General features: G+C 34.8%; 8 protein-coding genes. 7 read left to right on the forward strand and 1 reads right to left on the reverse strand.

Annotated elements, in window-relative coordinates:
* Positions 1 to 9: 9 nt before the first annotated feature.
* Genes ACZ451_RS09190 through ACZ451_RS09200 form a run of 3 tightly spaced genes read left to right on the forward strand, consistent with a single transcriptional unit; the run spans position 10 to position 2717 of the window.
* Complete coding sequence (locus tag ACZ451_RS09190) at positions 10 to 984, forward strand: GntR family transcriptional regulator (protein ID WP_464216819.1); 975 nt, start codon at positions 10 to 12, stop codon at positions 982 to 984.
* 10 nt (positions 985 to 994) lie between these two features.
* Positions 995 to 1888: a phytanoyl-CoA dioxygenase family protein gene (locus tag ACZ451_RS09195; protein ID WP_464216820.1), complete on the forward strand. Its 894-nt coding sequence runs from the start codon at positions 995 to 997 to the stop codon at positions 1886 to 1888.
* 16 nt (positions 1889 to 1904) lie between these two features.
* On the forward strand, positions 1905 to 2717 hold the full coding sequence (locus tag ACZ451_RS09200; protein WP_464216821.1) for a sugar phosphate isomerase/epimerase family protein: 813 nt from the start codon (positions 1905 to 1907) through the stop codon (positions 2715 to 2717).
* Between the two features lie 1071 nt (positions 2718 to 3788).
* Here the strand turns inward: ACZ451_RS09200 and ACZ451_RS09205 are convergent.
* Positions 3789 to 4190: a transposase gene (locus tag ACZ451_RS09205; protein ID WP_464216915.1), complete on the reverse strand. Its 402-nt coding sequence runs from the start codon at positions 4188 to 4190 to the stop codon at positions 3789 to 3791.
* A 543-nt stretch (positions 4191 to 4733) separates the two neighbouring features.
* On the opposite strand from ACZ451_RS09205, the gene ACZ451_RS09210 reads away from it, so the two are divergent.
* The 4 genes from ACZ451_RS09210 to ACZ451_RS09225 all read left to right on the forward strand — a co-directional run bounded on the left by ACZ451_RS09210 (position 4734) and on the right by ACZ451_RS09225 (position 13714).
* Entirely contained in the window at positions 4734 to 7538 is a 2805-nt protein-coding gene (locus ACZ451_RS09210; RefSeq protein ID WP_464216822.1) for a TonB-dependent receptor, read from the forward strand.
* A gap of 80 nt (positions 7539 to 7618) precedes the next feature.
* Entirely contained in the window at positions 7619 to 8632 is a 1014-nt protein-coding gene (locus ACZ451_RS09215; protein WP_464216823.1) for a GntR family transcriptional regulator, read from the forward strand.
* A gap of 445 nt (positions 8633 to 9077) precedes the next feature.
* Positions 9078 to 12089: a SusC/RagA family TonB-linked outer membrane protein gene (locus ACZ451_RS09220; RefSeq protein WP_464216824.1), complete on the forward strand. Its 3012-nt coding sequence runs from the start codon at positions 9078 to 9080 to the stop codon at positions 12087 to 12089.
* A 17-nt stretch (positions 12090 to 12106) separates the two neighbouring features.
* The gene (locus ACZ451_RS09225; RefSeq protein WP_464216825.1) at positions 12107 to 13714 is read left to right on the forward strand and encodes a RagB/SusD family nutrient uptake outer membrane protein; all 1608 of its coding nucleotides are present in this window, start codon (positions 12107 to 12109) and stop codon (positions 13712 to 13714) included.
* Positions 13715 to 13852 lie beyond the last annotated feature (138 nt).

Genomic DNA, 13852 nt, shown 5'->3' on the forward strand with positions numbered 1-13852 from the left:
ACCAGTTGAATGACTACGAAAATTAAAAAAATCATTCATGATATTGAAGCGGAGATTGCCAATGAAGTGTTTCATAAAGGAGATCAGTTACCTTCTTTAGCCGACATTCGCAAGACTTACGGTGTTTCTAGGGATACAGGAATCAGGGTGTACAAAGACCTCACAAGCAGAGGAATAGTGAATGCAGTTCACGGAAAGGGTTATTTTGTCGCTAAATCAAGAACCGATATTGCTATTAATCTTTTTCTTTTATTGGATGAACTAACTTCATATAAAGAAGTTTTGGTACGAGCCATTAACGAACAGCTTAAAGTGAATGGAGATTATCAAATCTTTTTTCATCATTTCAATCCTCAGATGTTTCAAAGTTTGGTCTATGAGTCTATTGGAAAATTTACCCACTATGCCATTAGTCCTTTTCCTGAAAATGAATTAGTGAGGCAATGTCTGGCCGCAATTCCTGACCATCAGTTGATACTCTTAGATAGACATGATGGGCAAAATCAAAATTATAATTTCGTAGGTCAAGAATATCACCTTGATATTTTTAATGGTTTAAAAAAAATTAATGACAAAATACAAAAATATAATAGAGTACAATTCATTTTTCCTGAACCTTCATACCATCCCAAAGAACTTAAAATAGGCTTCAAAAATTTTTGTGACCAATTTGGGATGCCTTATCAAATACACCCAAAATTATCCATTGAAAAAGTTAAAAAAGGAGATGTTTTTCTAGTAATCAACGATGACGATCTTACGGAAATTGTTAAATACAGTCATAGAATGCAATGGAAACTAGGTACAGATATAGGAATCGTTTCTTATAATGAAACGCGATTAAAATCTGTTGTGGCTAATGGAATTACCACAATATCGACTGATTTCAAACAAATGGGCGAACGACTAATAAAAGTCATTGAAGGAAATTTAATTGGACAAATACACAACCCATTCAAGGTTTGGGTAAGAGAATCAATTTAAAAATAGCATCATGAATTTAAAACATGCAACCACATCTGGAGAGTTAACCAAAGAGAATTTGAATTTTTATAGAGACTATGGCTTTCTTATTGCTAAGAATGTTATTTCCGATGAAAAGATTTCCCTTTTACAGGATGAAGCAACCGCCATAGTTAGTGGTGAAAGGGGCCAAGTACAGGGAGCTCTTGAAAATATTGCTGATTTAGCAGAAGAAGACATTCTAAAAAAGTATGTGGCTATCCATTTCCCTCACAAAATCTCATCGGTCATAAAGAATATAGCGGCCCATAAGCGTATTGCAAAATACCTTTCCCAACTCGTTAGCCCGAACATTAAATGTCTGCAAACCATGCTGTTTATAAAAGCTCCTGGAAAGAAAGGCCAATCTTGGCACCAGGACGAATTTTTTATTCCAACCCGAGACAGGTCGTTAACAGGAGTTTGGCTTGCTCTAGAACGTGCGGATGAAGAAAATGGATGCCTATGGGTCGTTCCCGGGTCACATAAAGACGGAATTATTAGAAAGAGAGTGCCAAACGAGAATAATGAATTTGCCGACACGGAAACTTTAAATTTAGAACCGTATACCGAGAAGGATTTAATAAAGGTAGAAGTAGATGCCGGTAGTATCATCATATTCAATGGGTACTTGTTCCATATGTCTCTTTCCAACCGTTCTAAAACACGATTTAGAAGGGCTTTGGTTTCCCATTACAGCAGTGCTGAGTCCATGTTGCCTTGGGATCAGGATGGAAGACAGGAGACTACACAGGATTTCAGGGATATTTTTATGGTAGCAGGAACAGACCCATATGCCCATAAAGGGATAGCGGACTTGTCAAAACCATTTGTAAGACCCGATGTATTGGATTTCAATACTGACGAGGGGAAAAGAAAGTCCTAATATAACAAAATAAGGAATGAGGATTAATTTTTTTTGCCCCTACTGGGGTTCGGAACATCTGGATTATATTTCTTTCTTGAGAAAAATAAAGAATGCTGGATATGATGGTACTGAAATAGTACTTCCATATAATCAAGATGCAAAGGATTTAATAGTTCAAACTGCTCAAGAACTCGATCTGGAAATAATTGCTCTATGGGGTGGTGTCATAGATGGTGATTTTGATACATCGATAAAGAAATATGAAGAACACTTAAGAAATGCTTGCTCCATTAATCCACTTTTCGTTAATATCCAAAGTGGCAAGGATTACTATTCATATGAAGAGAATATGCAGTTTTTACTATTAGCTTCCGAAATCAGCAATTCTACTGGGGTAAAAGTCTTACATGAAACGCACAGGGGTAAATTTAGTTTCGCAGCACATATTACTGCAAAATACCTAAAAAAAAATCCACTTTTAAGAATCACGGCGGATTTCTCTCATTGGTGCGCCGTAGCAGAGTCTTTGTTACAAGACCAAACTAAAAGCATGCAGTTGGCTATTGAAAGAACAGATCATATACATGCCAGGGTCGGGTTTGAGGAGGGTCCGCAAATTCCAGACCCGAGAACTCCCGAATGGCAAGCTACATTGGATGCTCATTTATTTTGGTGGGATTCTATCATTGATATAAAAAGGAAAGCTAATTCATCGGACATGACCATAACGCCGGAGTTTGGCCCTTTTCCCTACATGACAAAAATGCCATTTACCGGTCTGCCCCTTACTTCGCAATGGGATGTGAACCTGTACATGAAGGATTTATTAAAGGAACGGTATTCTTAAAGAAATTCTCCTAAATTTGGATTAGTTGAGTTCAACATATTAAACTAACAAAAGATGTTCAATATAATAATTCTTTAATAGGTTGCACTATTTAAGTTATTTCTATATGCTTTTAAAAGTTGTAATTGCTGAAATTGGCTAGGCACTTTCAGTAGTAGTCTCATTTGCCAAAATGGAATCGATTAAAAACAGCCCTTAAATAATTTTAGAGGCGCTTTTTATATTTGGACTTGATTTTTCTTGTGAAATGGCTTTAAACCCGATTTGGCAAATGTTCGGAACTAGGTATCCCTTGGGGGACGTTCCCGGGGCCATGTTTTTCAGGCCGTTCTTTACAATGCTTTGGCCATACACCTTCCGGTTTTGAGGGCGTTGGCGGTATGGATACCGAAGAGTATCCATTATATTTCGGTTTTCCTAATCCATGCCCTTATCTTTTTGAGATGGTAATGTTCTTTTTCCTTTCCAATGCTGCCCACTAAACGCGTAGCCTTTTCCCTGGTGATCATGGCGGTCATCTGTTTGTGCTATTTCTCATACTAGCCCGCTCTTTCCTTTTGCTTGAAATCGGCATTGATGCCATATTTGACGGCGTAAATGGAATTGGCCCAGGCCCACCTTTGTTTTGGTCTTTTTCAAACTTAGGGCTTTGAAGATGGTATCTTGGAAGCGATTGCCTACGTGGAAGACCTCAAAGCCCGGATGTTCGATAAAGCCAATCCCATCGATCTAGTATTTGTTTACCTTTGCGTCAAATTTCATAGGCCTTATCTACTTGTCACGCATGGTAAGCCGAAGATAGTCTTAGGAGATACTGACAATGCGGCCCCTTCTTCTTGCGCCGCGTTTGCTATAAGATATGTTGCGTCTCTTCCATTTCAGGTATTTGGTACGAGGTATCCTTGCCCAAGGCCTTGCAAACGGCCCTTAGTTGGCGATGGCTCAACTCTACGCACTCCCATAACAGCTTCTCTTCTCTCCGGTAGGGTAGCAATTCACTCTCATAGCACGTGGCATCCATCACGATATTGTGCCTATCGGCCATATGGGCGGATCATGAACTAACAGGGTTCATTGGATCTTATCAATATCTAGCTTTTTAGCAAGTTCGCAGCGGATCTCGTTCGCGATCTTATAGTTCATAAGACGATGGTGCCCCAGATGTATCCCGCAAAAGAACTGGTAATCAACGTTGCTGTTGAGCTGCTCGATTAAACTCCTGTCCGAAAAGGCGGCATATTGCTTAAGGAACATCAAGGCCAGTTTGCCCTGGGTGTCGAAGATTGAAACGGGTTCCTTCCTACGGTTCACCAAGGTAAAGCTATCGACCACGGCATCCCAAGGTATGGCCGAATATATCCTACCTAGATTGCCCTGTGAGAAACGGTCGCGGAACAGCTCGAACCCTTGATTGGGGAGGTAAAAGAAACACTGAGCTGGAAATTGGAAAATGCGCTTATCTGGAACATGTATATTTTAGATAATACCGCATTTTTTAGAGGTATATGCTCATATTCGGGGTTTTATTTTACCCAAAACACAATTAATAAATTGAAAATCAGTTAGTTGAAATACTTCTAAAAATGCCTTTGAAAGCAAAAAATAGCTGGGGCTCCAACTATTTTTTTGCTCACACATTTTATGAGATAGTCCTCAGGTATCTAAATAACCACTTTTTTCTCTTAAATCATTATTGGCAACTATTCAAACTATTTGATAATTAGTTTCTTACTCTTGCCAGAATCTAATCTTATGAAATATAGACCAGCGTTTAACCCTTCAATATTAAGCCTTTACTTGATAGCAATCCTTTAAAAGAGTTAAATTATATGGCTTAATAAAACAAAGTGTTATTTCTAAAGAAAATCTTCTTTTGATGACCCTTTTTAGTTTTCAGTGCGCTTTTTCTTCCTTTTTTACATATTTAAAAATATATAAAATCATCATTATTTTTTTAATTGTATTCTAAGAGGTGCTATATGGAATAGCTATATTTGTTCTTCATAAAATTGCTTCATGAATAAGTTTCTTACTGTTGTTTTACTTCTCATTTGTTCTCCAATTTTTTCTCAAATAACTGTTAGTGGAGATATTAAAGATGAGCGTGGACTAGCTTTGCCAAATGCAGATGTTACTTTGCAACCATTAAATAAGTTTACCACAACAAATTTAAATGGTGTTTTTAAATTTCAAAATATAAGTACAGGAAAATATGTGTTGCAGATAAGCTACTTAGGAGCAAAAACACATGTAGAAACTATAAACGTAGATTCTCAGGATATATCATTTTCTATTATTTTAAAAGATGATGTTTTAAATTTAGAAAATATAGTAGTTACTGGTAATTTTGAACCTCGCCTTCAGCTTACTTCTAGTACTACAGTAACTACTTTAGGTGCTAAAGTAATCAAACAGAATATTCCTAGGGGCACAGCAGCATTGTTGCAGGAAGTTCCAGGAACGTTCGTAGATGCATCAGCCGGAGAAGTTTTTACTCGAGTTTATTCAAGAGGAATTTCAGCATCAGCGGAAGATGATATTGGTTGGTATTATATTTCTTTGCAGGAAGACGGGCTTCCTGTAAGTTTAGTACAACATTCTTATTACAGTCCAGATATTTTTCATAGAGTAGATATTACTACCGCTAAAGTAGAGGCTGTTAGAGGTGGTAATGCTGCTATTACTGCTTTAAACGGGCCTGGGGGAATCTATAATTTTATTTCTAGAGGACTCCGAGAAGGTTTAGGTGGTGAAATTCAACTGCAAGGAGGTTTGCAAGGAGAAGGAAATCCTTTGTTTCGTATTGATGGTATTTTAGAGGGATCACTACCAAATAATTGGTATTACAATATTGGTGGCCATTATCGAAAAGATGAAGGAGCAAGAAATACAGATTTTACCTTTAGTAAAGGAGGGCAAGTAAAGTTTAATTTAATCAAAAAGCACAATAAAGGAACTGTTAAATTCTATGGTAAGTTACTAGATGATTTTACCAATAGATATACAGGTGTATCAGCTGTAAATTGGGAGAATCCAGAAGCAGCTTTTGGGCAAGATTTTAATACTACAGCATTAATGCTACCTGCTTTTTCTGGGAATGTGCCAGATGGTAGAAGATTAAGTGAAGGTGGTACCAATAGTTTTGATCCTTCGCAAGGAGTACATGCTCAGGATAGAGTATTAGGAGTGGATATTTTACATGATTTAGGAAATGATTGGACCGCTAATTTTAATATTAAATATTCAACTAAAAGTGCCAATTGGCAAACTTCTATAAGTAATGCGTTTGTGTCTTTAAATAATCCGTTGGCCTATTTTATAAGCGGAGCGCAGTTTCCAATAGGTCAAATTGTTTTTCGTGATGTAGCCTCTGGGAATGAGTTGTCTCGCTTAAATAATAGTGGAATTTTAGCAGGAGAATCTTTTGAATATATAGGAGCGGGTGTGCTCCCTAATGATGCTATAATGGGAACAGCAGCTTGGTACAAAGAAAACCAATCTGATGAGCTAATAAATCAATTCACTATTCGTAAGAAAAGTGATAAACATGATGTAACTTTAGGTTTTGCGTCTGGTTTTTCGGATACTTCCTTATTTACGGAGGGTAGTTTTGCATATGTTACTTTTGAGCCCAATCCAAGATTGTTGCAAGTAACCTTAGAAAATCCTGGAGAACCTATAGTGGCTTTGTCTGATGAAAATGGATTGAGTAATTATGGTGGGTTATTTTTTGATAATTCTAGAGCAGATGTAAGTCAAGTTGCATTTTTTGCCAATGACCGATGGAAATTTGATAAGAAACTTCATTTTGATATTGGATTACGATATGAAACCATAAGTCATAAGGGAAGTAAAGATCGATCAGCTCCGTTTCAACAAGAAGGTGGTTTAGACAGAAACCCTTTAACGGCCTTTGATAATGGGGTTTTGATGCCAACAGGAGACCAAGATGAATTTGATTTTAACTATAATTATGTGTCTTATTCAATAGCATTAAATTATAAGTTAGGAAATGAAACAGTTCTTTTTACTCGTTTTTCTTCAGGAAATAAAGCGCCAGAATTGAATTATTACTTCAATAATTTTACCAATGTGCCCATAAATGAAAAAGGAGAAGTACAAAGAATTAAGCAAGCTGAGCTAGGGTTTAAATACAATAAAAACGATTTTTCAGCTACAATGACAGCATTTTGGAGTCAGCTTAAAAATATTGGTCTAGCAGATTTTGCTTCTGATCAAGATACAGGCAGTGTTTTTTATACACCTGTACAAATCAATAATTCAAGAACAACGGGTTTAGAGTGGGAAAGTGCTTATACGCTATTTTCTTCTCTCACCTTTCGCTTTAATGGTGTATTGCAAAGGGCAGTTGCTACCCAATGGACGATATATAACGCTGCTGGGTCTGTTGATATTGCAGATGATACCATAGTAGACTTTTCGGGTAATAAGCTTCCGTTTAATCCTAAAATATTATTTAATTTAGGAGTAGAATATCAGAAAAATAAATTTAATAGTTTTTTTAAATGGAACTATATCGGAGAACGAGAAGGAAATGTTGCTAATGCGTTTCAATTACCAGCCTATAGTATTTTTAATGCAGGACTAGGATATCGCTTAAGTCAAAATTTAGCTGTAGATGTATTGGTCACAAATCTTTTTAATTCTGATGGTTTAGCCAACTTTTTTGGTGCTAATAGTTTTGGGGCAAGTGCAAATGGTGTAACACCAGAATTTATTGCTGCTAATCCAGATGCAAGTTTTGTAGTAGTGCCAGTTTTACCAATAGGAACTACAGTTAAGTTAGCGTATCAATTTTAGATGTCATTTAAAAAATAGAAAATGCAAATAAGAGTTATTAATATAATTTTTATACTATTGTAACTTCAAGGCAAGGTTGTATGGGTTTAATTGACAAAATAAAAAGTTTACAAAGTATTAATTCCCTTTCTAAACATGAACAGTTAGTTCAAGGTATTATAGAGGCAATAGATACTGATATTTTGATTACTGGAGATCAATTGCCGTCTATTAATAATATGGTGAGCGAGTTGGGTTATGCAAGGAAAACAATCGTGAAAGCCTATGAAGAGCTAAAAGGTAGAGGGCTTGTTGAGTCAAAAAGACTTAAGGGGTATTTTATAATTAGTAAAGACACTAAAGTAACTTTAAAAGTAGCTTTGCTTTTATTTTCTTTTCAACGTTTTCAAGAGGAATTTTATAATGTTCTGCGTAAAGAATTAGGAAAAAGATATCAAATAGATGTTTTTTTTCATCATAATAATGGTGTGATATTTGAAACTATTTTTAACAATATAAAGGGGAGATATGGTAAGTATGTTATAGCACCAATACCAAATCCTGAAACGCAATTATTGCTAAAAACAATTCCTTCAGAAAAATTACTTATTGTAGATAGGTATTTGGCTATGCCCGAAGAATACTCTTATATTTCTCAAGAATTTGAAGAAAACACATATCGTAAATTAGTAGCCTTACTACCAGAAATAAAAAAATATAAAAAGTTTATTTTATTCTTTAAAGAAAATTCAGATTACCCTAAAGGTATCGCAAAAGCCTTTCAAAAGTTTATCCAAGAATATAACATAGCAGGTAAGATTGTACAACATTATAAACCTAATACGATTAAAAAAGGAAGTATTTATTTTTTTATAAGTGACACTTATTTATGGGATCTCTTAAGAGATTGTCGTAATAGCGAATATGTAGTGGGTAAGGAAATAGGAATCCTTTCGCATAATGATCATGTGGTGAAAGAAATTGTTTTTGGAGGTATTACTACAATTTCAACTAATTTTAAGGATATGGCAATAAAGGCTGCAGCACATGTAAAACATGGAGAACTTATTCATGAAATTATGCCTTTAAACCTTATAAAACGAAATTCGCTTTAGTTTTTATCCTATCAAATTATTTAGACTAAAAATTTTGAGAATTATCTCAAATTTTATTAATGAAACTTAATTTTGAAAATTCTAAAAGATGTACTCAAAATTTTAAGTTTAAATTCATCTCGCATTTCCATTGTGATCTTTGTTGAATATGCTCGATCCCTTTGCCTATTCCTTATATCAAGTCCAGACTTACCTTGAGATTTACCTTTTATGATAAAACTACATGCAGCAAGAGCCTAATTAACGGTTGTTTATCGAAATAGATATATGTTAATTTTAAAGCTTTAAAATAATAATATAAAAATATTTTTAACATAAAATTTTGATATGATAAAAATTATCTTACATTTGTATTGTAGCATAGAGTATCATAGCATAATAAAACCACGATTTCTCTTTTGCTTTAACTCAATTTGATTCAATTACTAACTTAATTATTAATTTTATGAACAAAAGATCACTAAAACTGTTTATTGGTTTTGTATTAACACTTTTTGTAAGTGTTGTGAGTGCGCAAACCGTAACTGTTTCAGGAACAGTATCTGATAGTGAAGGCCCTTTGCCGGGGGTTAACATTATTGTAAAAGGAACTACTAATGGAGTGACAACAGATTTTGACGGTTTGTACACTTTAGATGGAGTAGATAGTAATGCCACATTAGTATTTAGTTATATAGGTTTTGCTACTCAAGAAGTAGCAATTGATGGGCGTTCAGTTGTAAATGTAACATTACTTCCAGATGCACAAGCATTAAACGAAGTTGTTATAGTGGGTTATGGTACAAGTAACAAAAGAGAACTTACTGGTTCTGTTGCAACCATTAAAAGAGATGAAATTGTAAATGTTGTAGCGGGTAATCCCACTACTGCATTACAGGGTAAATTATCTGGTGTACAGATAGAATCACCAGGGGGAGCGCCAGGAGCTAGAAACAATGTCTTTATCCGTGGTGTAAATTCATTAAGTAATGCAGATCCATTATTTATTGTTGATGGTTTGTTTGTAGATAGTATGGAATTTATAAATGCAAAAGATATTGAAGATATTTCGGTATTAAAAGATGCTGCAGCATCAGCTATTTATGGATCTAGAGCCGCTAACGGTGTGGTTTTAATTAAAACCAACCATGGAATAAAAAATAGAGGTATAGAAGTAAAATTAGAATCTAGATATGGTTTTGAAACCGCTAGTAAAAAACTAGATTATATAGATGGTCAACAATATACAGATTATTTAAATCAACGTTTTATAAATGATGGTGATGCTACCAGAGTTAATTTTAATGGCGTAAATACAGATTGGCAAGAAGAGTCAATAAGTTCTGCTGTTGTTGAAGATATTGGTTTTTCAATTTCCGGAGGAGGAGAGAATTCTTCTTTTTTTGCATCAGGTAATTATTTTAATCAAGATGGTATTTTGGTAGGATCTGGTTTTAAAAGAATAAATTTTAGAGTCAATAGCAGATCAGATTTTGGAAGATTTTCTTTAACGGAATCTGTAGGTATTACAGAAACGAAATTACAAGAAAATAATTGGTTTGGTTGGGATGGCGTTTCAGTTCCTACATTAGCATTGAGAAATGAAGCTAATGAAGGTGGTTTTGAAGCTCCTAATTTACCAGTTCATGGACCTGGTGGTGTAAACCAATTTGGATTAGCAAGTTTAGAAGATAATTTGCTAACCACTAGAACTATTTATGGTAGTTTAAAATTAGATTATGATATTACAGATGATTTTACTGCAGCTATAAATTTTGGTATAGATTATACGAATACAAATGCATACCAATTTACACCAACATTTTTTATGAGTGCTACAGATGCTGTTTTAAATGTTAATGATGTTAATGATTTAACAGATTTTAGACAAGAAGATGTGAATGTGCTTTTTGAGCCCACTTTAGCATACAATAAAGAATTTGATGTTCATAAAATAGGAGCAGTTGCTGGTTACACCTTTTTTAGAGAAACACAAAATAGTAATGGAATTTTTGGACAAGGAACACCCTCTAATGTTATCCGTAGTGTAGGTGCATTACCAGCGAGTCCAGATAATGTGTTACTAGGGGAGAATAATATTGCTGCTTTACAATCTTTTTTTGGTAGAGTTAACTATGGTTATGATGGTAAATATTTATTTTCTGCAACGATTAGAAGAGATGAATCTTCTCGTTTTACTAAAGAAAATAGAACTGGATATTTCCCTTCTTTCTCTGCTGGTTGGAATATAAGTGATGAAGATTTCTGGAAGTCAGAAACTATAAACTATTTTAAATTTCGTGCTTCTTATGGAGAATTAGGTTCTTTTCCAGATACTTTTTACCCTACCCAAGCCGTTTTTTTAGCAAACCAGTCTAATACAAGTTTTGGTGGAGCTACAGCTACAGGATTGGCGCAAACCTCATTAGCTGATCCAGATTTAAAATGGGAAACTTCTAAAACGTTTGATGTTGGTTTTGATATGGCATTTTTAGATAATAAAATGAATCTTACGGTTGATTATTTTTCTAAAAATATTGAAGATGTTTTAGTGGCTATTAATGTGCCTTCCACAAGTGGTGTAAGTTTACCTGTAACAAGAAATGCAGGAGATTTGGTGAATAAAGGTTTAGAATTTGATTTTAATTATCGTAAAAATGATGGAGACTTTACGTATACCGTTGGGACTAATTTCTCATTTAACTTAGAGAGTAGAGCAGGAGATATTCCAAACCCTATCTTAGGACCAGCAATTGATGAAGATTTGCGTATTGTAAACCGTACCACAGCTAATGAGCCTATCGGAGCCTTTTTTGGTTTTGTTGTAGAAGATAGAGTTAACCCAGCAACTGGTGATTTTGTGCGTGTAGATGTAAATAATGATGGTGTAGTAGATGCTGATGATATTACAAATATTGGAGACCCAACACCAGATTTTATTTATGGTATTACATTTAATGCAAAATATAAAGATTTTGATTTTGGACTTAATTTTAATGGAGTACAAGGAAATGAAATTTATAACGTAGGAAGGTATTATAGTATTTTATGGCAAGATGGTGGTAAATTAACCGATGTGTTAAATTCATGGACACCTACAAATACAGATACTAATATTCCTAGAGCTACCATATCTGATGCAGCTGGGAATAGAGCTCCTTCATCTTTCTTTGTAGAAGATGGCTCTTATCTAAGACTTAGAAATTTAGATATTGGATATAATTTTAAAGATGGTATTAATGGTATAGATTGGATTAAGAATATGCGCTTATCACTTAATGTGCAAAATGTATTTGTAATAACTGGTTATAGTGGTTATGATCCAGATGTTTCTTCTACAAACGGTGGTAGAGCTAATAGAAATACAGGAGTACCAGGCCTAAGAACACCCGTAAATCCATTACTAGGTAGAGGTATTGATGCTAGAGCTTATCCAAATACAAGAACATTTACTTTAGGTTTACAAGCTACATTCTAATTTTAATATAAATAAAAATGAAAAAGATTTTTCAATTCAATTCAATTAAAATGCTTCTTGCTAGTTTATTAGTATTGGTAGCATGCTCTGATGATGTTTTAGAGCAATTAAATAATAATGCAACTTCTACAGCCAATTTTGGTAGTTCTGCAGAGCAAGTAGAAGCTGCTGTTAATGGTGCATTTCATTCAGTAACGAGCACTTTTTTTTGGGGAAGAATAATTCATACAGGCGCAATGTTGCGTTCCGATGAATTCAATATTTTTCCATTTGGTAGTAATACAGCAATGTCTACTTTTCAAGGAAACCCCGGAGATCGTTGGGCAACAGAACCATGGCAGCAATTGTATAAATCTATTGCACGTTGTAATAATATTATTATTAATGTAAATGCAGAAGGTATACCAGATGATGATACCCGAAATGGTCTTGTAGGACAAGCTTATTTTTTAAGAGCCTTTGACTATTGGTACCTTACTAACTTATACGGTAGAGTACCGCTTATTACAGAACTACCAGATTTAGATAATTTATTGGTAGATCAGGCAGAAACCTCAGCGATATGGGCACAGATTATTTCGGATTTAGAAATGGCAGAAAGTATGTTGCCAGCTTCCTGGGAAGGTGATAATGCAGGAAGACCAACATCTGGAGCAGCAACAGCGCTAAAAGGAAAGAGCTATTTATATATGAAAGATTTTCCAAATGCAATAACAGCACTTAATAGTTTAGTAGGGAGATATAGCTTGTTGCCAGCGGAACAATTTGCAGATAATTTTTCAACCACAAATGAAAATAATTCAGAATCTGTTTTTGAATTACAATTTCAAGGGCAAACCACTTTTATTTGGGGTACAGATATCCCAGGTACTGGATCTATGGGGAATTATCATATTGATTATGCTCCGCCTGTAAAAACTCCAGATAGAGGCCATGTTATTAATCCTTGGTTATTGGAATTATTTAATGCAAATGGAGATGTTGTACGAAGAAATGAAACATTAACATTTAATTATCCAGGTGCAACAGGTTATGGTGGAGTTGATTTTGTTACAGATATAGGAGATGAAACGCCTGAACCAGAAGGTGAACCATCTGATGCAGTTACTATAGCCGTTGAAGAGGGAGTAGCACCAATTTTTAGTAGAAAATATACTGGAATGGAATTAGGTGTTAGAGCTGATGTAGATTTTTTAGGAACTAATGTGGGTAATAATTGGAGAATTATACGATATGCAGATGTTTTATTAATGTTAGCAGAAGCTTTAAATGAAGATAACCGTACTGCAGAGGCAGGACCTTTTGTAGATATGGTTCGCCAAAGAGCCAATCTATCAACAATAACAGATTTAGGTTTAGACCAAACAGCAATGCGCCAAGCAATTATAGATGAGCGAGCTATGGAATTAGCAGGAGAAGGGCATCGTTTCTTTGATTTGGTTAGATGGGAGTTGGCAGATGATTATTTAGGACCTACTTCTTTACACGTCACCAACGGTTCGCAAACATATCATCCTAAATCTATTTCTGGTGGTACTTTTCAAACAGGGAAACACGAATTGGTGTGGATTCCTAATTCAGAAAGAGATGCTAACGGAAATTTAGATCAAAATCCTGGGTATTAAAATTTTGAGTTTGAGTTGTAATTTAAGGAAGTGTTTAAGCCAAGTAACTCAGTTACTTGGCTTTTGCTAGTACTAAAATTGTAATTTAGAATAAACAAATGTTGTGGGTATTTTAAGTGAAGGAAAAATAGAATAATT

This window comes from Allocellulophaga tsushimaensis, from assembly GCF_055383085.1.

Bases quoted from the DNA above. Each gene is read 5' to 3' on its own strand.
- ACZ451_RS09190 (WP_464216819.1), top strand. From the start codon at position 10: ATGACTACGAAAATTAAAAAAATCATTCATGATATTGAAGCGGAGATT.
- ACZ451_RS09195 (WP_464216820.1), top strand. From the start codon at position 995: ATGAATTTAAAACATGCAACCACATCTGGAGAGTTAACCAAAGAGAAT.
- ACZ451_RS09200 (WP_464216821.1), top strand. From the start codon at position 1,905: ATGAGGATTAATTTTTTTTGCCCCTACTGGGGTTCGGAACATCTGGAT.
- ACZ451_RS09210 (WP_464216822.1), top strand. From the start codon at position 4,734: ATGAATAAGTTTCTTACTGTTGTTTTACTTCTCATTTGTTCTCCAATT.
- ACZ451_RS09215 (WP_464216823.1), top strand. From the start codon at position 7,619: ATGGGTTTAATTGACAAAATAAAAAGTTTACAAAGTATTAATTCCCTT.
- ACZ451_RS09220 (WP_464216824.1), top strand. From the start codon at position 9,078: ATGAACAAAAGATCACTAAAACTGTTTATTGGTTTTGTATTAACACTT.
- ACZ451_RS09225 (WP_464216825.1), top strand. From the start codon at position 12,107: ATGAAAAAGATTTTTCAATTCAATTCAATTAAAATGCTTCTTGCTAGT.